Source organism: Salipiger sp. ABF4_146, assembly GCF_056161345.1.
In genome coordinates this window covers 268,927-287,909 of sequence record NZ_JBSWYX010000002.1, presented here as the reverse complement: position 1 = coordinate 287,909, position 18,983 = coordinate 268,927, and the positions used below count along the sequence as shown (strand labels likewise).

Here is an 18,983-nt window from a genome sequence, read left to right as displayed (position 1 = left end):
ATCGCAGATATATCGGCGCTTTGCGTTCCGCCCGGAGGCCGGGCGGAACAAAGGTCATGCGGGGCGTGCGGCCCGTCTCGGGCACGTGCCCCGGCAGGGGATCACAGATCCATCAGCAGGCGGCGCGGATCCTCGAGCGCTTCTTTGATGCGCACGAGGAAGGTCACGGCGCCTTTGCCGTCGACGATGCGGTGATCGTAGCTGAGCGCCAGATACATCATCGGGCGGATCTTGATCTCGCCACCGACGACCATCGGCCGGTCCTGGATCTTGTGCATGCCGAGGATGCCCGACTGCGGGGGGTTGAGGATCGGAGAGGACATCAGCGAGCCGTAGACGCCACCGTTGGAGATGGTGAAGGTGCCGCCCTGCATCTCGGCCATGGAGAGCTTGCCGTCACGGGCGCGCTTGCCCTTCTCGGCGATCTCCAGTTCGATCTCGGCAAAGGACTTCTGGTCGACGTCGCGCAGCACCGGAACCACGAGGCCCTGCGGCGTGCCGGCGGCGATGCCCATGTGCACGAAGTTCTTGTAGACCACGTCGGTGCCGTCGATCTCGGCGTTGACCTCGGGGACTTCCTTCAGGGCATGGCAGCAGGCCTTGGTGAAGAAGGACATGAAGCCGAGACGGGCGCCATGCTTCTTCTCGAAGAGGTCTTTGTACTGTTTGCGCAGCGCCATCACCTCGGTCATGTCCACCTCGTTGTAGGTGGTCAGCATGGCTGCGGTGTTCTGCGCGTCCTTGAGGCGCTTGGCGATGGTCTGGCGCAGGCGGGTCATCTTGACGCGCTCTTCGCGGGCGGCATCCTCTGCCGGGCTCGGCGCGCGCTTGGCCTGTGCCGGGGCGGCCGGAGCCGGTGCCGACTTGGCGGCATCGAGCGCGGCGGAGACGTCGTGCTTCATCACGCGGCCGTCTTTGCCCGAGCCCTGCACCTGATCGCGGCTGAGGCCAGCCTCGGCCATGGCCTTCTTCGCCGCCGGAGCGTCTTCGATGTCCTTGGAGCCGTTGCCGTCGCCTGCGGCGGGCGTGTCGTACTGGGTGGTCTGCCCGGCGGTGGGGTCGACCGCGCCGGAGGCGCCGCCGAGCACGGCGAGCTGGCCGCCGGCCTGAACCGTGGTGCCTTCCTCGGCGATGATCGAGGTCAGCGTGCCAGCGGCGGGCGCGGGCACTTCGACGGAAACCTTGTCGGTTTCCAGCTCGCAGAGCATCTCGTCGGCGGCGACGCTGTCACCGACCTTTTTGAACCAGGTCGCGACGGTGGCTTCGGAAACCGACTCGCCAAGCGTGGGCACCATCACCTTGACCTCTTCGCCGTCACCGGAGGGCGCGGGCGCGTCCTCGGTTTTGGCCGAGGGGCGCTCTTCGACGGTGGTCGAGCCGGCTTCGCCAGCGGGGGCGACATTGGCCAGCAGGGCATCGACGCCCACGGTGTCACCTTCCTTGGCGACGATGTCTTCGAGCACGCCAGCGACGGGCGAGGGGACCTCGACGGTCACCTTGTCGGTCTCGAGCTCGCAGAGCATCTCGTCAACGGCGACGGAATCGCCGGGTTTCTTGAACCAGGTGGCCACCGTGGCTTCGGTCACGGATTCGCCCAGCGTGGGGACGCGCACTTCGGTCGTCATCGCTTCATTTCCCTTCGATGGTCAGCGCTTCGTTCACAAGCGCCTCTTGCTGTGCCTTGTGCTGGCTGGCCAGGCCCGTGGCGGGCGAGGCCGAGGTGGCGCGACCGACGTAGACCGGCCGCTTGTGCGTGGCGTCGATCCGCCCCAGCACCCATTCGATGTTGGGCTCGATGAAGGTCCAGGCGCCCTGGTTCTTGGGCTCTTCCTGGCACCAGATCATCTCGGCGCCCTTGAAGCGTTCCAGCTCCTTGACCAGCGAGATCGCCGGGAAGGGGTAGAACTGCTCGATCCGCAGCAGGTAGACATCGTCGATGCCGCGGGTGTCGCGCTCTTCGAGCAGGTCGTAGTAGACCTTGCCCGAACACATCACGACGCGCTTGATCTTGTCGTCGGCCACCAGCTTGGTGTCGCTCTCGCCCGATTCCGCGCTGTCCCAGAGGACGCGGTGGAACGAGGAGCCGGTGGTGAAGTCCTTCGCCTCGGAGACCGCCAGCTTGTGACGCAGCAGCGATTTTGGCGTCATCATGATCAGCGGCTTGCGGTAGCTGCGGTGCAGCTGGCGGCGCAGGATGTGGAAGTAGTTGGCCGGGGTCGACACGTTGGCGACGATCCAGTTGTCCTGACCGCACATCTGCAGGAAGCGCTCGAGGCGTGCCGAGGAGTGCTCGGGGCCCTGACCCTCGTAGCCGTGCGGCAGCAGGCACACGAGGCCCGACATGCGCAGCCATTTGCTTTCACCCGACGAGATGAACTGGTCGAACATGATCTGCGCACCATTGGCGAAATCGCCGAACTGCGCTTCCCAGAGCACCAGCGCGTTGGGCTCGGCCAGCGAGTAGCCGTATTCGAAGCCCGAGACCGCGTATTCCGACAGCGCGGAGTCGATGACCTCGTAGCGGGCCTGACCCTCGCGGATGTTGTTGAGCGGGTAGTAGCGCTCTTCGTTGTCCTGATTGATCAGGCCGGAGTGGCGCTGCGAGAAGGTGCCGCGCGTGCTGTCCTGACCGGCCAGACGCACCGGGTAGCCCTCGGTGAGCAGCGAGCCGAAGGCCAGCGCTTCGCCGGTGGCCCAGTCAAAGCCCTGACCGCTTTCGAACATCTTCGAACGCGCGTCGAGGAAGCGGCCCACCGTGCGATGCAGCGGGAAGCCCTCGGGCACCGAGGTCAGCCCCTTGCCGATCTCGGCGAGGGTCTCTTCCTTGAGGGCGGTTTCGCCGCGCTGGTAGTTGCCTTCCTTCTGCGCGTCGAGGTGCGACCAGCGGCCGTCAAGCCAGTCGGCCTTGTTCGGCTTGTAGGTCTTGCCCGCCTCGAACTCTTCGTTGAGGTGCGACTGGAAGGCCGCCTTCATGTCCTCGATCTCGCCCTCGGGGATCAGCCCGTCCTTGACGAGGCGATCGGTGTAGAGCGTCAGCGTGGTCTTCTGCTGCTTGATCTTCTTGTACATGATCGGGTTGGTGAACATGGGCTCGTCGCCCTCGTTGTGACCAAACCGGCGGTAGCAGAAGATGTCGATGACCACGTCCTTGCCGAACTTCTGGCGGAACTCGGTCGCGACCTTGGCAGCGTGCACCACGGCCTCGGGGTCGTCGCCGTTGACGTGGAAGATCGGCGCCTCGACCACCAGCGCGTTGTCGGTTGGGTAGGGCGAGGAGCGCGAGAAGTGCGGCGCGGTGGTGAAGCCGATCTGGTTGTTCACCACGACGTGGATGGTGCCGCCCGTGCGGTGGCCGCGCAGACCCGACAGCGCGAAGCATTCGGCCACGACGCCCTGACCGGCGAAGGCCGCGTCGCCGTGCAGCAGCACCGGCAGCACCTGACGGCGCTCGGTGTCCTTGAGCTGGTCCTGCTTGGCGCGGACCTTGCCCAGAACCACCGGGTTCACCGCCTCGAGGTGCGAGGGGTTGGCGGTCAGCGAGATGTGCACTTCGTTCCCGTCGAAGGTGCGGTCCGAAGAGGCGCCGAGGTGGTATTTCACGTCACCCGAACCATCAACGTCCTCGGGCTTGAACGAGCCGCCCTGGAATTCGTTGAAGATCGCGCGGTAGGGCTTTTGCAGCACGTTGGCCAGCACCGACAGGCGACCGCGGTGCGGCATGCCGAAGACGATCTCCTTGATGCCGAGCGCGCCGCCGCGCTTGATGATCTGCTCCAGCGCGGGGACCAAGCTCTCGCCGCCGTCGAGACCGAAGCGCTTGGTGCCCATGTATTTGACGTGCAGGAACTTCTCGAAGCCCTCTGCCTCGACCATCTTGTTGAGGATGGCGCGGCGCCCTTCGCGGGTGAACTTCACTTCCTTGCCGTAGCCCTCGATCCGCTCTTTCAGCCATGCCGACTGTTCGGGGTCCGAGATGTGCATGTACTGCAGCGCGAAGGTGCCACAGTAGGTGCGCTGCAGCACGCCCATGATCTCGCGCATCGAGGCGACCTGCAGGCCGAGCACGTTGTCGATGAAGATCGGGCGGTCCATGTCGGCTTCGGTGAAGCCATAGGCCTTGGGGTCAAGCTCGGGGTGCGGATCGCGACCGTGCAGGCCCAGCGGGTCGAGATCGGCGGCGAGGTGGCCACGGATGCGGTGCGCCCGGATGATCATCAGCGCGCGGATCGAGTCGAGCACGGCGCGCTTGATCTGGTCGTCGGTGACCGAAACGCCCTGCTCGGAGGCCTTGGCGGCGATCTTCTTGCCAGCGCCCTTCGCCTCGGCGGGGGGCATCATCGGCCATTCGCCGGTGATTGCGGCGGTCAGGTCGTCATCGGGGGTCGGCGGCCAGTCGGCGCGTTCCCACGAGGCGCCTTTCGCCTCGGCCTTCACGCTGTCCTCGTCGTCGCCGAGGTGTTTGAAGAACTCGCTCCATGCCTCATCGACCGCGTTGGGGTCGTTGGCGTAGCGAGCATACATCTGTTCGAGATATTCCGCGTTCGCGCCCTGCATGAAGCTGAGGGCGTGGAACTGGTCATTCGAGCCTTGATCCGTCATCGCGCGCATTCCTTTCTGACCGATCGTTGAAGCAGCAGGAGGAGGGCCCTTGATGAAGGCCCCCGTCATGATGCTCCGGCTGGCGGTCGGGTCGAAACCCTTGGCCGGAGTATTTCGGGGGTGCAGGGCGGCGTAAACCGCCCTGCTGAGTGCTATTTAGCCTTTGATGGCTTTGAGGACAGCCTCACCAAGCGTCGCCGGGCTGTCTGCCACGACGATACCTGCCGATTTCATCGCTTCGATCTTGTCCTCGGCGCCGCCTTTGCCACCGGCGACGATCGCGCCAGCGTGGCCCATGCGGCGGCCCGGAGGGGCCGTGCGGCCTGCGATGAAGCCAGCGGTCGGTTTCCAGCGGCCTTTCTTCTTCTGCTCCTTGAGGAACTCGGCGGCCTCTTCTTCGGCCGAGCCACCGATCTCACCGATCATGATGATGGATTCGGTTTCCGGATCGTCGAGGAACATGTCGAGCACGTCGATGTGTTCGGTGCCTTTGATCGGGTCGCCGCCGATGCCGACTGCCGACGACTGGCCGAGGCCCATGTCGGTGGTCTGCTTCACGGCCTCATAGGTGAGGGTGCCCGAGCGCGACACAACGCCGACCGAGCCACGCTTGTGGATGTGGCCGGGCATGATGCCGATCTTGCAGGCGTCCGGGGTGATGACACCCGGGCAGTTCGGGCCGATCAGGCGCGACTTGCTGTCTACCAGAGCGCGCTTCACCTTCATCATGTCGAGGACGGGAATGCCCTCGGTGATGCAGATGATCAGCTCGATGCCGGCGTCGATCGCTTCGAGGATCGAGTCCGCGGCGAAGGGCGGCGGCACATAGATCACCGAGGCGTTGGCTTCGGTCACGTGCTTGGCTTCGTGGACCGAGTTGAACACGGGCAGGCCGAGGTGCTCTTGGCCGCCTTTGCCGGGGGTCACGCCGCCGACCATCTTGGTGCCGTAGGCGATGGCCTGCTCGGTGTGGAAGGTGCCCTGCGAGCCGGTCAGGCCCTGACAGATGACTTTGGTATTTTCGTCAACGAGGACTGCCATTGTGGCGTTCTCCTGATTGTCGCTGCGACGGGGCGCAGCCTGAATTCCGGGACGGGAGCGCCGCGGCGCCCCCGGGATGCATCAGCCCTTGACCGCTTTCACGATCTTCTCGGCGCCGTCGGAGAGGTTGTCGGCAGCGATCACGTCGAGACCGGACTCGTTGATGATCTTCTTGCCAAGCTCCACGTTGGTGCCTTCGAGGCGGACGACCAGCGGAACCTGCAGGCCCACTTCTTTCACCGCGGCGATGACGCCCTCGGCGATCACGTCGCAGCGCATGATGCCGCCGAAGATGTTCACCAGAATGCCTTTGACGTTGTCGTCGGAGGTGATGATCTTGAACGCCTCGGTCACCTTCTCTTTGGTGGCGCCGCCACCCACGTCGAGGAAGTTGGCCGGCTCGGCGCCGTAGAGTTTGATGATGTCCATCGTGGCCATCGCGAGGCCCGCGCCGTTCACCATGCAGCCGATCTCACCATCCAGAGCGATGTAGTTGAGATCATACTTGGAGGCTTCGAGTTCCTTGGCGTCTTCCTCGGTCTCGTCGCGCAGGTTGGCGACGTCGGGCTGGCGGTAAAGCGCGTTGCCGTCGAAGCCGAGCTTGGCATCGAGAACCTTGAGGTTGCCACCGGGCATGACGATCAGCGGGTTGATCTCCAGCATCTCCATGTCCTTCTCGACGAAGGCCTTGTAGAGCTGGCCCATCAGCTTGACGCACTGCTTCATGGCAGCGCCTTCGAGGCCGAGGCCGAGGGCAAAGGCGACGCGGCGGCCATGGAACGGCTGGTAGCCGGTGGCCGGGTCGACGGAGAACGACAGGATTTTCTCGGGGGTGGAGGCGGCGACCTCTTCGATGTCCATGCCGCCCTCGGTCGAGCAGACGAAGGAGACGCGGCTGGTCACGCGGTCGACGAGCAGGGCGAGATAGAGCTCGCGCTCGATGTCCGACCCGTCTTCGATGTAGATGCGGTTGACCTGCTTGCCGGCCGGACCGGTCTGGTGGGTCACCAGCGTCTTGCCGAGCATCTTCTTGGCCTCGTCGGCCGCCTCTTCCACCGATTTGGCAAGGCGGACGCCGCCCTTCTCACCAGCTTCGGCTTCCTTGAACGAGCCCTTGCCGCGGCCGCCGGCGTGGATCTGCGCCTTGACGACCCAGAGCGGACCGTCGAGCTCGCCTGCAGCGGTTTTGGCTTCGTTGGCGCTGAGCACGACACGGCCGTCCGAAACCGGGCAGCCGTATTCGCGCAGGAGCGCTTTCGCCTGATATTCATGGATGTTCATGGAAGACTCTTCCCGTCTTGCTGCGATTTCGGGGTCGGTATACGCCCGCATATCGCGCCACGCGAAGGGATTTTTGCCTTTCGGCGAAGATTTGCGGGATTTTTTGGCCGTTGTGATCACGCGCGGAAAAAGCGTGATCACAAATTCCCGAAGGGCGGGATCCCGTTAGCGCCGTGCGTCGCGGGAATCAGCGCGCTGCCCGTTTGATGGGCACAATACCACGGCTGAACGTCGATAGGAGGCCGGGAGGTCAAGCCGGGTGGTAGCGGCGGATCGTCGCGCGCAGGCCGAAAGCGTGTCGCATAAGAAAAGCCCCGGCACGCTGGCGCGCCGGGGCTTCGTCTGTCCGATGTGGTCCGTGCGGACCGGCCGTTGGCTTACGCCAGCGAGCTGTCGATGCCTTTGCAGGCGTCGACGAGGCCCTTCACGGCTGCGACCGACTTGTCGAACATCTCTTGCTCTTCTTTGTTGAGCTTGATGTTGACGATCTTCTCGATGCCGCCGGCACCGATCACCGAGGGGACGCCCACATACATGCCGTCGAGGCCGAATTCGCCCTCGCAGTTGGCGGCGCAGGGAAGGACGCGCTTCTGGTCTTTGAGGTAGGCTTCCGCCATCTCGATGGCCGAGGTGGCCGGGGCGTAGAACGCCGAGCCGGTCTTCAGCAGGCCAACGATCTCGGCACCGCCGTCACGGGTGCGCTGCACGATGGCGTCCAGCTTCTCCTGCGTGGTCCAGCCCATCTCGACCAGATCCGGCAGCGGAATGCCGGCAACGGTGGAGTAACGCACCGAGGGAACCATGGTGTCGCCGTGGCCGCCCAGAACGAAGGCGGTGACGTCTTTCATCGACACGTCGAATTCCACCGACAGGAAGTGGCGGAAGCGCGCCGAGTCGAGCACGCCGGCCATGCCGCAGACCTTGTTCGCGGGCAGGCCCGAGAACTTCTGCAGTGCCCAGACCATCGCGTCGAGCGGGTTGGTGATGCAGATGACGAAAGCGTCGGGGGCGTTGTCGCGGATGCCCTCGCCAACGGATTTCATCACCTTGAGGTTGATGCCCAGCAGGTCGTCGCGGCTCATGCCCGGCTTGCGCGGAACGCCTGCGGTCACGATGCAGACGTCGGCGCCGGCGATGTCAGCGTAGTCCTGCGTGCCCTTGAGCTTCGCGTCGAAGCCTTCCGAGGGGCCGGATTCCGCGATGTCGAGCGCCTTGCCCTCGGGGGTGCCTTCCGCGATGTCGAAGAGGACGACGTCGCCGAGTTCCTTCAGGGCCGCGAGATGTGCAAGCGTGCCGCCAATCTGTCCCGCGCCGATGAGGGCGATCTTGGGTCTGGCCATGGATCTGTTCTCCGCTCCATTTGTGAAGTCCGCCGTTTGCGTAAGGTCTCTGCCGCCGGCGCGCAAGGGCGCTGCGGGGCAGCAATTTCGCGCCAGCATGCCTGACGGCGCGGCATGATTGCGATAAAGCTAATAATTATCAGTTAATTGGAGGATGCATGCCAACGTATGCTTTTTGCTGCAAAGCACCGATCTCATCGCCGTGATCGGTGCGGCGCGGGGGCGCAACATGCCGCATTCACAGGCAGATGGGCGATTCTTTTTGTCGGGTGCGGGGGCTCAGCCGCGGCCCATGCGCCGCGCGAGGCGACGCTCCAACTGCACCATCGCGTCGTAGATCAGCACGGCGAAGAGACCGACGATCAGCCCGCCCTGAAGCACGAAGGCGGTGTTGCTGGTCAGCAGCCCGGCGATGATCACCTCGCCCAGCGTGCGCGCCGCAACGGTGGAGCCGATGGTGGCCGTGCCGAGGGCGATCACCACCGACAGCCGGATACCGGTCAGGATCACCGGCGCGGCCAAAGGCAGCTCGACCCGCAGCAGCCGTTGCCAGCGGCTCAGTCCCATGCCGCGCGCCGCCTCCATCGTGCGCGGCGGCAGGGTCGAAAGCCCGGTCATGGCGTTTTCGAAGATCGGCAAGAGCCCGTATAGAAACAGCGCCACGAGGGTCGGCCCGGCGCCGAAGCCGAGCGCAGGCACCGCGAGCGCCAGCACCGCCACCGGCGGGAAGGTCTGGCCGACGTTGGTGATGGTGCGCGACAGGGGGCGGAACGCTTCGCCCGCGGGGCGTGTGACGAGGATCGCCAGCGTCACCGCGACCAGCGTCGCCGCAAGCGAGGCCGCGGCGACAAGGCCAAGGTGGCTGAGCGACAGCGACAGAAGCGAGGCGCGCGTGTAGATCACCGGCCCGTTCTCGGGCGCGAAGGGCGCGAAGACCGGCGCGAAGAGGTCGGGCGCTAGGACCAGCGCCAGCAGCAGCAGGATCAGCGCCGCGCGGAGGATCAGGCCCGGTTTCACGCGTGCCGCTCCGCCCGCGCCCGGATCGCCGCGAGGGTGACGCGCCCCGGGGCTTGGTCTTTGCGCTCGACGACGATGGCGTCGCGGCCGCTCCAGAGGCAGGCCGAGAGCGCTTCGCGCAGGCTCGCGCCGACGGGCAGGGGGGTGCCATCGGCACTGCCGTCCTCAGCCAGATCGACGGCAATGTCTTCGGCAGGGATCAGCGACAGCAGGCGCATGGGGCGTTCGGCGTCGCCCACCATCTCGGCCACGAAGGGGGTGGCGGGGCTGGCGACGATCTCTTCGGGCGGGCCGTATTGCACCAGCTTGCCGCCATCCATCACGGCGACCCGATCTCCCAGCGTGACCGCCTCGTCCATATCGTGGGTGACCAGCATGATCGTCGAGCCCAGTTTGCGCTGGATGTCGCGCAGGTCGGCCTGCGCGCGGGTGCGGATGATCGGGTCGAGCGCGCCGAAAGGTTCGTCCATCAGCAGAAGATCTGGCCGCGAGGCGAGCGCGCGGGCGACGCCGACGCGCTGTTGCTGGCCGCCCGACAGTTCGGCGGGATAGCGGCTGCGAAATGCCTCCGGCTCCATGCCAAAGAGTGTGAGCAGTTCGTCGACCCGCGCCTCGGTCTTGTCCTTTGGCCAGCCGAGCAGTTCGGGCACGGCGGCGATGTTGCGCGCGACAGTGTGATGCGGAAACAGCCCGTGGCCTTGGATTGCATAGCCGATGCGGCGGCGCAGGATGTGTGGCTTGACCGCATGTGTTGGCTCGGCGTTGATCCGTACCTCGCCCGAGCTGGGCTCGACCAGCCGGTTGATCATCCGCAGCAGCGTGGTCTTGCCCGAGCCGGAGGTGCCGACAATGGCGGTGATCGTGCCGGTCTCGATGGTCATGGATACGGCGTCGACGGCGCGGGTCTCGCCATAGATCTTGGTGAGCTTGTCGATCTCGATCATGCGGGGTGCTCCGGGGTGCGGCGGGTGAGGTCCACGAGGATGTCCATGACGATGGCGGACACGAGCGCCATCAGGACCGTGGGCAGGGCGCCCAGAAGGATGAGGTCGGTGGCGGTCTGGTTGAGGCCCTGAAAGACAAAGGTGCCGTAGCCGCCGCCACCGATGAGCCCGGCAATCACCGCGAGCCCGATGTTCTGCACCAGCACGATGCGCAGCCCGGCAAGGATCACCGGCATGCCGAGCGGCAGTTCGACTTTGTGCAGCCGTTGCGCGGCGGTCATGCCCATGCCGCGGGCGGCCTCGGTTGCGGCAGGCGGCGCGGCGTCCAGCCCGGCGACGGTGTTGGAGACCACCGGCAGCAGCGAGTAAAGCACCAGCGCAAGGAAGGCCGGGGCAAAGCCGATGCCCGCGATGCCGAGCGCCTGCGCGGCGGGAAAGCTGCTGCCGACCCAGCCGAGGATCGGGATCATGATGCCGAACATCGCCAGCGAGGGAATGGTCTGCAGAAAGCTCAGCACCGGCAGGATGGCGCCGCGCAGGGCGGGGCGGCGGTGGCACAGGATGCCGAGCGGGAAACCGATGGCCGCGGCGGCGGCGAGCGAGCCGAAGGCGAGCCCGGTGTGGCGCAGCGTGGCGGTGCGGAAGGCATCGCGGCGGCTGGCGTATTCCTGCGCGATCGACAGGTCAGAGAGCATCCCCGACCAAAGCACTGCGGCGAGCACGGCCAACAGCAGCACCAGCAGCCCGGCGCGCGCCTTGGGCCCGGGCCGCATTTGGGCCAGCGCGTCGGCCATCAGCAGCATGAGCGTCAGAAGCAGGCACCAGAACCCGGCGGCGGGAGAGACGCGCGCCAGGTCCCCGGCGCCGTCGAGTTGCATCGCCGCGCCCTGCGCCAGCAGCCACAGCAGCCCGACGAGGCCGAGCAGGCTGCCGGCAAAGCGTCGCAGCGGCGCGCTGGCCGGAATGCCAAGCGCCAGACCGACGGCCATGGCGGCCAACCCCAGCACCACTTGCGCCGGTGGCGCGCCGTCCCAGACCGGCACGCCATCTCCCGCGACGATCCGGTTGGCGCGCAGGGTCAGGAAGGGCAGGGCCAGAGCCGCAAGCCCCGCCCCTGCGAACAGCAGACCTGGCGGAGACAGGCCCCGCCCGGCACGCGGTATCTGCGCAGTGCGGCCGAGGATCAGTCCAGCACCCCGGTCTGGGTGAGGTAGTCTCGGGCCACGGCCTCGGCGGGCTCTCCTCCGACCTGAATGCGGCCGTTGAGATCCTGCAGGGTCTCCATGTCGAGCCCCTCGAAGATCGGGTTCAGTACTTCGGGGATCGAGGGGTACTCTTCAAGCACGGCGTCGCGGACGATGGGCGTGGGTTCGTAGACCGGCTGCACGCCCTTGTCGTCTTCCATCACTTTCAGGCCGGTGGCGCCGACGCCGCCGTCGGTGCCGTAGACCATGGCCGCGTTCACGCCCGAGGTGCCGCGCGCCGCGGCTTGGATGGTTGCTGCGGTGTCGCCGCCCGACAGGATCACCGTCTGATCTTCGGACAGTTCAAAGCCGTAGGTTTCCTGCATGGCGGGCAGTACCGCAGGGGACGAGACGAACTCGGTCGAGGCGGCCAGCTTCACGTCGCCGCCCTCTGCGACCCAAGTGCCGAAGTCGGACATGGTCGAGAGGTCATTCTCTTCGGCAACGGGGCCGGTGAGCGCGATGGCCCAAGTGTTGTTGGCGGGCGCGGAACTGAGCCATGTGATGCCGTTCTCGGCGTCGAGTTCCTTGGCGCGTTCATGCGCCGCGTCGGCATCCTTCCAAAGGTCGCTGTCGGCCTCGTTGAAGAAGAAGGCGGCGTTGCCGGTGTATTCGGGATAGATGTCGATCTGGTCGGCAAGGATCGCCTCGCGGACGACCTGCGTGCCGCCGAGCTGCAGACGGCGTTCGACCGGCAGGCCCGCATCCTCGAGCGCGAGCGCGATGACGTTGCCGAGCAGCCCGCCCTCGGTGTCGATCTTCGAGGAAACGGTGATGTCGGCCTGTGCGGCGCCTGCGAAGGCGGCAAGGCCCGCCGCAAGGCTGGTGGCGGTGAGAAACTGTTTGGTGGTCGCATTGGTGGTCATGGCGCGTCCGGCTCCCTTCCGTGGCGTCTCGTCGAGTATGACAGAGTTCTGCGGAGAAACTAGGCGGCGGAGGCGGCGGGCCAAGGTGCGCGGCAAAATTGCTGCGGCACGAGCGGCTTCAGGCGTCGCTTTCCTTTGGGGCGAGGCGCTCGTGCAGGGTTTCAAAAGCGAGGCCGCTGGCCACGAGGCAGGTGATGCCGTTCGTGGAGGTGACCGTGATCGTCCAACTGCCGGTGGTGTCGGAGGCGAAGACCTCCATCACGGCGTTGTTGTTGCCCAGCCCCATGGATTGCCGTCTCTCTCCGTAGGTCTCGGCCAGACGGGCGATCACCTGATCGCGGGGCCCGCAGGCGCTCGGCGGCGGCTCTGCCCGCGCTGCATGTGTCAGGCCGAGGGTTGGGCCAAGTATGCCAAGAAGAAGGGCGCCGAGCAGGGTGGGGCGGGCAATGCGTGAATGTGCAGTCATCTTGGTTCACCTTTGTGCAGGTGGGTATGCTTATGCGGGGCGCGCCCGGGGCGCCGTGCCAGCGGGTGAGACCAGCACGGCAGACGCGTCAGGCGCGGCAAAGCGATGCGTGGGCCAGATGCGCTGAAAGACAGCCGCGGTCTTCGCGCCTTGGCTTCGAAGCCTGCGGGCTCTTTGCAAAGTATTGGTTAAGTGAGAGGGCTCCGTTAAAATCGGCAGTGCTTTCACTTGGTTCTGCGCTGCGGCATGATTGGGCTTGCAGTTTTTGGAAAATAATAGCATCACTGGCGCAAGATTATTGCTCAAAGGAGGACGGCATGGATCTCGCGCTTCGGCCCTACCGCTCGGTTCTTTACATCCCCGGCTCGAAGGAGCGGGCACTGGATAAGGCGCGCGGACTGCCGGTGGATGCGATCATCTTCGATCTTGAGGATGCGGTGGCGCCCGCCGAGAAACCGTCGGCCCGCGAGACGCTTGGCGCCGCGCTGGGCGCCGGGGGCTATGGCCCGCGCACGCGGATCGTGCGGATCAACGGGCTCGACACCGAGTGGGGCGAGGCTGACGCGAAAGCCGCCGATGCGATGGACTGCGACGCGGTGCTGCTGCCCAAGGTCGAGGACCCGGCGCAGCTCGATGCGCTGGCGAACCTGACCGACAAACCGCTCTGGGCAATGATGGAAACGCCGAAAGGTATGCTCAACGCCGCCGCCATCGGCGCGCATCCGCGTCTGGTGGGCATGGTGATGGGCACCAACGATCTGGCCAAGGAACTCAACGCCCGGTTCCGCGCCGACCGGCTGCCGATGCTGACCGCCCTGCAACTGTGCCTGCTGGCGGCCAAGGCTTCGGGCTGTGTCATCGTCGATGGGGTCTACAATGCCTTCAAGGACGACGAGGGCCTGCGCGGCGAATGCGCGCAGGGGCGCGACATGGGGTTCGACGGCAAGACGCTGATCCACCCGGCGCAGATCGAGATCGCCAATGCCGCCTTTGCCCCCAGCGAGGGCGAGATCGAACTGGCACAGCGCCAGATCGCCGCCTTCAAGGCCGCCGAGGCCGAGGGGCAGGGGGTTGCCGTCGTCGACGGCAAGATCGTCGAGAACCTGCACGTGGTCACGGCAAAATCTGTTCTGGCGAAAGCAGATGCCATTGCCGCCATGGGGGCATGAGGGCAGGGTCGGGGCAGGCTCGGCAATAGGAGACACCCATGCTGCTTTTGATTCTCGGCGTAGCGCTCTGGTGGGCGGCGCATCTGTTCAAGCGCGTCGCGCCCGACGCGCGGGCAAAGATGGGCGACAAGGGCAAGGGCGCCGTGGCGCTGGCGCTGCTGGTGAGCATCGTTCTGATGATCTTCGGCTATCGCATGGCCGACGGCACCTTTTTCTATGGGCGCACCCCGGCCACCGTGGGCATCAACAACCTGCTGATGCTGGCGGCGCTCTACTTCACCTCACCGGGGCCGAAAAAGGGCGCGATCTTCTACAAGATGCGCCACCCGATGCTCACCGGCTTCTTGCTGTGGACCATCGCGCACCTGCTGGTGAACGGCGACACGCCGTCTTTCGTGCTGTTCGGCGGCCTTGGCATCTGGGCGCTGGTCGAGATGAGCACCATCAACCGCGCCGAACCCGAGTGGACGCCGCCTGCCAAGGGGCCGATCAAGAAAGACCTGATCTTCCTCGCCGCCAGCGTGGTGCTGCTCTTTGTCATCGGCGCGATCCACACTTGGCTTGGCTATCCCACCTTTGGTTAAAACTTCCGGAATACACGTATGAAAATCTATCGCTTTCTCTCCGAGGACGACACCTCGGCCTTCTGCCACAAGGTTTCGGAGGCTCTGAGCAAGGGCTGGGAACTGCACGGCAGCCCGACCTATGCCTTTGACGGCGCCAATGGCGTGATGCGCTGCGGGCAGGCCGTCACCAAGGAGATCAACACGCCCTATACCCCGGACATGAAACTGGGAGCGCAGTGATGGCCAAGACCAACCCCGGACGCTTCTTCGAGGATTACAGCATCGGTCAGGTCATCGACCATGCCGTGCCGCGCACCGTCTCGGGCGGGGAGCGGGCGCTTTATCACGCGCTCTACCCGGCCCGGCATGCGCTCTATTCCTCGGATGAGTTTGCCCGGAGCGTTGGTCTGCCAAGCGCGCCGCTGGATGATCTGGCGGCGTTCCATCTGGTATTCGGCAAGACCGTGCCGGATGTCTCGCTCAACGCCGTCGCCAACCTCGGCTATGCCGAGGGGCGCTGGCTAATGCCGGTCTATGCCGGGGACACCCTGCGCGCCTCGTCGGAGGTGATCGGGCTCAAGCAGAACTCCAACGGCAAGTCGGGCGTGGTCTGGGTGCGCACCCGGGGTACCAACCAGCGCGGCGAGACGGTGCTGGACTATTGCCGCTGGGTGATGGTGCGCAAGAAAGACCTCGAGGCACCGGCGCCACGCACTGTGTTGCCCGATCTGAAGGCCGTGCTGGCGCCCGAGGATCTGGTGATCCCCGACGGGCTCGACTTCACCCAGTATGATTTCACTCTGGCGGGCGAGCCGCACCGTTGGGGCGATTACGAGGTTGGCGAGCAGATCGATCATGTCGATGGGGTGACCATCGAGGAGGCCGAGCACATGCTGGCCACGCGCCTGTGGCAGAACACCGCGAAGGTGCATTTCGACGCCACGGTCCGCGAGGATGGCAAGCGGCTGATCTATGGCGGTCACGTGATCTCCATGGCGCGGGCATTGAGCTTCAACGGGCTGGCGAACGCGCAGATGATCGTCGGGCTGAACGGCGGGGCGCATGCAAACCCCTGTTTTTCGGGCGATACCATCAAGGTCTGGTCCGAGGTTCTGGATCGTGCCGAGACTGCGGCCCCCGGCGTTGGCGCCCTGCGCCTGCGGCTGGTGGCGACGCGCGGTGGCCCTCCATTTGTGCTGAAGGGCGATGACGGCAAATACCGCCCCGAGGTGCTTTTGGATCTGGACTACTGGGCGCTGATCCCGCGCTGAACTGACGCACCGGCAGGCTGCGGCGCGCGCCTGAGTCGGCGCGCTGCGGCGCAGAATTCCGAGTTAAATACTTGGGAATTGGGCGAGTCTGCACATCTTTCCCGTTAGCGCTGGAAATGTGATCACGCTTTTTCAGGTGTGATCACATATACTGGTCATTTTTTGGGTTTCGACGGAAAAAACACGCCCACGGGCTGTGCAGCCGCGTGACAGAGCAGGGCAAGAGGCGCTAGAAACCGGCCACAAGGGAACCGAAAAGGACAAGCCATGGCCGAAGAGAACCGGATCCAGCGCCCGCTCTCCCCCTTCATGATCGGGCCGTATTACAGACCGCAGCTCACCTCCATGAGCTCCATCCTCACCCGCATTACCGGCAACGCGTTGATCGTCGCCACTTTCCTCATCGTCTGGTGGCTGCTCGCCCTGGCCGCAGGCCCAGAGGCCTTTGCGACCGCCGAGTGGTGGATCACCAGCTGGGTGGGGAACCTCGTGATGTTCCTGTCGCTCTGGGGTATGTGGTACCACTACCTCGCAGGTCTGCGGCACCTGATCTTCGATGCGGGCAAGGGGCTCGACATTCCGACCGCCGAAAAGCTCGGCTGGATCTGCATCTACGGCTCGGTGGCACTGACCATCCTGACCGTGATCATTTACTGGATCTGAGGGAGGAGACAGACATGCGTTACCTCACCGACCGCAAGCGCGCCGTTGGCAAGGGCTCGGCCCACTCCGGCGCCGAACACCACTGGCACATGATCGTCAGCGCCGTCGCGCTCGCCTTCATGGTTCCCACCTTCCTCTTCATCTTCGGCAACGCGCTCGGCTCTGGATACGAGGCCGCGCTCGCGACCTTCCAGAGCCCGTTCGTGGCGATCCTGACCGGCCTCGTGCTGGTTGTCGGCCTGCAGCACTTTCAGAATGGCGCCCGCGTCATGCTCGAGGATTACACCTCGGGCTCCACGCGCAAGCTGCTGATCATGCTGGTTGTCGGCCTGAGCTGGGCTCTGACCGCCGCCGGGCTGTTCGCGCTCGCCAAGATCGCCCTCTGAGAGAAAGACTGAAAGATGGCTGCATACGAATACGAGACGCATGACTATGACGTCGTGGTCGTGGGGGCCGGCGGCGCCGGTCTGCGCGCCACCCTCGGCATGGCAGAGCAGGGCCTGCGTACCGCCTGCGTGACCAAGGTCTTCCCCACCCGCTCGCACACCGTCGCGGCGCAGGGCGGCATCGCCGCCTCGCTGGCCAACATGGGCCCCGACAACTGGCAGTGGCACATGTACGACACGGTGAAGGGCTCCGACTGGCTCGGCGACACCGACGCCATGGAATACCTCGCCCGTTCGGCGCCCGCCGCCGTCTACGAGCTCGAGCACTACGGCGTGCCGTTCTCGCGGACCGAGGAAGGCAAGATCTATCAGCGCCCCTTCGGTGGTCACACCACCGAGTTCGGCGAAGGCCCGCCCGTGCAGCGCACCTGCGCCGCGGCAGACCGCACCGGCCACGCCATCCTGCACACGCTCTATGGCCAGTCGCTGAAGAACAACGCCGAGTTCTACATCGAGTATTTCGCCATCGACCTGCTGATGGAAGACGGCGTCTGCAAGGGCGTGCTGTGCTGGAAGCTCGATGACGGCACCTTCCACGTGTTCAACGCCAAGACCGTGGTGCTCGCCACTGGCGGGTATGGCCGTGCCTACTTCTCGGCCACCTCGGCGCACACCTGCACCGGCGACGGCGGCGGCATGGTGGCCCGTGCGGGCCTCGCGCTGCAGGACATGGAGTTCGTGCAGTTCCACCCGACCGGCATCTACGGCTCGGGCTGCCTGATCACCGAGGGTGCCCGCGGTGAAGGCGGCTATCTGACCAACAAGGACGGCGAGCGGTTCATGGAGCGCTACGCGCCCCAGTATAAAGACCTCGCGCCCCGTGACTACGTCTCGCGCTGCATGACCATGGAAATCCGCGAAGGCCGCGGCGTGGGCGAGCATGGCGACCACATCCACCTCAACCTCTCGCACCTGCCCAAAGAGGCGCTCGCCGAGCGTCTGCCGGGCATCTCCGAGAGCGCGCGCATCTTTGCCGGCGTGGACGTGACCAAGGAGCCGATCCCGGTTCTGCCGACCGTGCACTACAACATGGGCGGCATTCCCACCAACTACTGGGGCGAGGTGCTGAACCCGACCGCCGAGGATCCCAACGCCGTCGTGCCGGGCCTGATGGCCGTGGGCGAGGCGGGCTGCGCCTCGGTGCACGGGGCGAACCGCCTCGGCTCGAACTCGCTGATCGACCTCGTGGTCTTTGGCCGTGCCGCCGCGATCCGCGCCGGCGAGGTGGTCGACCGTGAAGGCGCCGTGCCGACCGCGCCGAAATCGCAGATCGACAAGGCCTTCGACCGGTTCGACACCGTGCGCAACGCGTCGGGCGCGATCCCGACCGCCGAGCTGCGCCTCGAGATGCAGCGCACCATGCAGGCTGACGCCGCGGTGTTCCGCGCCTCCGAGACGCTGAAGGACGGCAAGGAAAAGATGACCGAGATCGCCGGCAAGCTGGGCGACATCAAGGTCACCGACCGCTCGCTGGTCTGGAACTCGGACCTGATGGAAAGCCTCGAGCTGACCAACCTCATGCCGAACGCCATCGCGACGATCTACGGCGCCGAAGCGCGCCACGAGAGCCGCGGCGCTCACGCGCACGAGGACTTCGCCGAGCGTGACGACGAAAACTGGCGCGTGCACACGATCAGCCGCGTCGAGGGCAACAAGGTCGATCTGACCTATCGCCCGGTGGTCATCGACCCGCTCACCAACGAAGAGCAGGGCGGCATCGCGTTGAAGAAGATCGCGCCGAAGGCACGGACGTTCTGATGCGGGCTGCCCTCGGCCTTGTCGTTTTGCTGGCGGCCTGTTCGGCCCAGACGCAGGACCAGATTGCGCGGCAAGCCGCGAAATCCACGGTCTCGCGCGTTGTGGCTGACAGGTACCCCGGCGTGCCGGTGGAACCGGCGCTGGACTGCGTGATCGACAATGCGTCGTCCACGCAGATCTATGCGCTGGCCGCCGACAGCGTGACAGGGCCCACGGCGAGCACCGTTGAGGTCGTTTCCGACATCGTCTCGAAGCCCGAGACCCTGACCTGCTTGGCAGCCGAGGGGCTGCCGGCCCTCGTCCGATAGGAGA

At 65.6% G+C, this 18,983-nt stretch carries 18 protein-coding genes; 8 read left to right on the top strand and 10 right to left on the bottom strand.

Annotated features, from left to right (window positions below):
• Positions 1-101: 101 nt before the first annotated feature.
• The 10 genes from odhB to ACXAJT_RS04105 all read right to left on the bottom strand — a co-directional run bounded on the left by odhB (position 102) and on the right by ACXAJT_RS04105 (position 12,798).
• Positions 102-1,625, bottom strand: coding sequence for a 2-oxoglutarate dehydrogenase complex dihydrolipoyllysine-residue succinyltransferase (gene odhB, locus ACXAJT_RS04150; protein ID WP_475233239.1), 1,524 nt, complete (start codon positions 1,623-1,625; stop codon positions 102-104).
• Between the two features lie 4 nt (positions 1,626-1,629).
• On the bottom strand, positions 1,630-4,599 hold the full coding sequence (locus ACXAJT_RS04145; RefSeq protein ID WP_475233238.1) for a 2-oxoglutarate dehydrogenase E1 component: 2,970 nt from the start codon (positions 4,597-4,599) through the stop codon (positions 1,630-1,632).
• A 156-nt stretch (positions 4,600-4,755) separates the two neighbouring features.
• On the bottom strand, positions 4,756-5,640 hold the full coding sequence (gene sucD, locus ACXAJT_RS04140; protein WP_475233237.1) for a succinate--CoA ligase subunit alpha: 885 nt from the start codon (positions 5,638-5,640) through the stop codon (positions 4,756-4,758).
• Between the two features lie 81 nt (positions 5,641-5,721).
• Positions 5,722-6,921, bottom strand: a complete 1,200-nt coding sequence (gene sucC / locus ACXAJT_RS04135) for an ADP-forming succinate--CoA ligase subunit beta (RefSeq protein ID WP_475233236.1) — start codon at positions 6,919-6,921, stop codon at positions 5,722-5,724.
• A gap of 377 nt (positions 6,922-7,298) precedes the next feature.
• The gene (mdh, locus tag ACXAJT_RS04130; protein ID WP_475233235.1) at positions 7,299-8,261 is read right to left on the bottom strand and encodes a malate dehydrogenase; all 963 of its coding nucleotides are present in this window, start codon (positions 8,259-8,261) and stop codon (positions 7,299-7,301) included.
• Positions 8,262-8,540: 279 nt separating this feature from the next.
• Positions 8,541-9,278: an ABC transporter permease gene (locus ACXAJT_RS04125; protein WP_475233234.1), complete on the bottom strand. Its 738-nt coding sequence runs from the start codon at positions 9,276-9,278 to the stop codon at positions 8,541-8,543.
• Entirely contained in the window at positions 9,275-10,222 is a 948-nt protein-coding gene (locus tag ACXAJT_RS04120) for an ABC transporter ATP-binding protein (RefSeq protein ID WP_475233233.1), read from the bottom strand. The genes ACXAJT_RS04125 and ACXAJT_RS04120 overlap by 4 nt, the downstream gene beginning before the upstream one ends.
• Complete coding sequence (locus tag ACXAJT_RS04115; RefSeq protein WP_475233232.1) at positions 10,219-11,265, bottom strand: ABC transporter permease; 1,047 nt, start codon at positions 11,263-11,265, stop codon at positions 10,219-10,221. The genes ACXAJT_RS04120 and ACXAJT_RS04115 overlap by 4 nt, the downstream gene beginning before the upstream one ends.
• A gap of 140 nt (positions 11,266-11,405) precedes the next feature.
• Entirely contained in the window at positions 11,406-12,332 is a 927-nt protein-coding gene (osmF, locus tag ACXAJT_RS04110) for a glycine betaine ABC transporter substrate-binding protein OsmF (protein ID WP_475233231.1), read from the bottom strand.
• 118 nt (positions 12,333-12,450) lie between these two features.
• Complete coding sequence (locus tag ACXAJT_RS04105) at positions 12,451-12,798, bottom strand: hypothetical protein (RefSeq protein WP_475233230.1); 348 nt, start codon at positions 12,796-12,798, stop codon at positions 12,451-12,453.
• Positions 12,799-13,115: 317 nt separating this feature from the next.
• Here ACXAJT_RS04105 and ACXAJT_RS04100 point away from each other — a divergent pair, with 317 nt between their 5' ends.
• The 8 genes from ACXAJT_RS04100 to ACXAJT_RS04065 all read left to right on the top strand — a co-directional run bounded on the left by ACXAJT_RS04100 (position 13,116) and on the right by ACXAJT_RS04065 (position 18,979).
• Positions 13,116-13,967, top strand: a complete 852-nt coding sequence (locus ACXAJT_RS04100; protein WP_475233229.1) for an HpcH/HpaI aldolase/citrate lyase family protein — start codon at positions 13,116-13,118, stop codon at positions 13,965-13,967.
• A 38-nt stretch (positions 13,968-14,005) separates the two neighbouring features.
• A complete protein-coding gene (locus ACXAJT_RS04095) occupies positions 14,006-14,551 on the top strand; it encodes an NnrU family protein (RefSeq protein WP_475233228.1) in 546 nt (181 codons plus the stop codon).
• 18 nt (positions 14,552-14,569) lie between these two features.
• Positions 14,570-14,773 carry a DUF1737 domain-containing protein gene (locus tag ACXAJT_RS04090; RefSeq protein ID WP_475233227.1) on the top strand — a complete coding sequence of 68 codons (204 nt, stop codon included), beginning with the start codon at positions 14,570-14,572 and terminating at the stop codon, positions 14,771-14,773.
• A complete protein-coding gene (locus ACXAJT_RS04085; RefSeq protein ID WP_475233226.1) occupies positions 14,773-15,804 on the top strand; it encodes a MaoC family dehydratase in 1,032 nt (343 codons plus the stop codon). The genes ACXAJT_RS04090 and ACXAJT_RS04085 overlap by 1 nt, the downstream gene beginning before the upstream one ends.
• Before the next feature lie 267 nt (positions 15,805-16,071).
• Entirely contained in the window at positions 16,072-16,467 is a 396-nt protein-coding gene (sdhC, locus tag ACXAJT_RS04080) for a succinate dehydrogenase, cytochrome b556 subunit (protein WP_475233225.1), read from the top strand.
• A 14-nt stretch (positions 16,468-16,481) separates the two neighbouring features.
• Positions 16,482-16,853 (top strand): succinate dehydrogenase, hydrophobic membrane anchor protein, encoded by a 372-nt coding sequence (sdhD, locus tag ACXAJT_RS04075; RefSeq protein WP_475233224.1) that lies wholly within the window; start codon positions 16,482-16,484, stop codon positions 16,851-16,853.
• Between the two features lie 15 nt (positions 16,854-16,868).
• Positions 16,869-18,671: a succinate dehydrogenase flavoprotein subunit gene (gene sdhA / locus ACXAJT_RS04070; protein WP_475233223.1), complete on the top strand. Its 1,803-nt coding sequence runs from the start codon at positions 16,869-16,871 to the stop codon at positions 18,669-18,671.
• Entirely contained in the window at positions 18,671-18,979 is a 309-nt protein-coding gene (locus ACXAJT_RS04065) for a hypothetical protein (RefSeq protein WP_475233222.1), read from the top strand. Before sdhA ends, ACXAJT_RS04065 begins: the two co-directional genes overlap by 1 nt.
• The last annotated feature ends 4 nt before the right edge of the window (positions 18,980-18,983 follow it).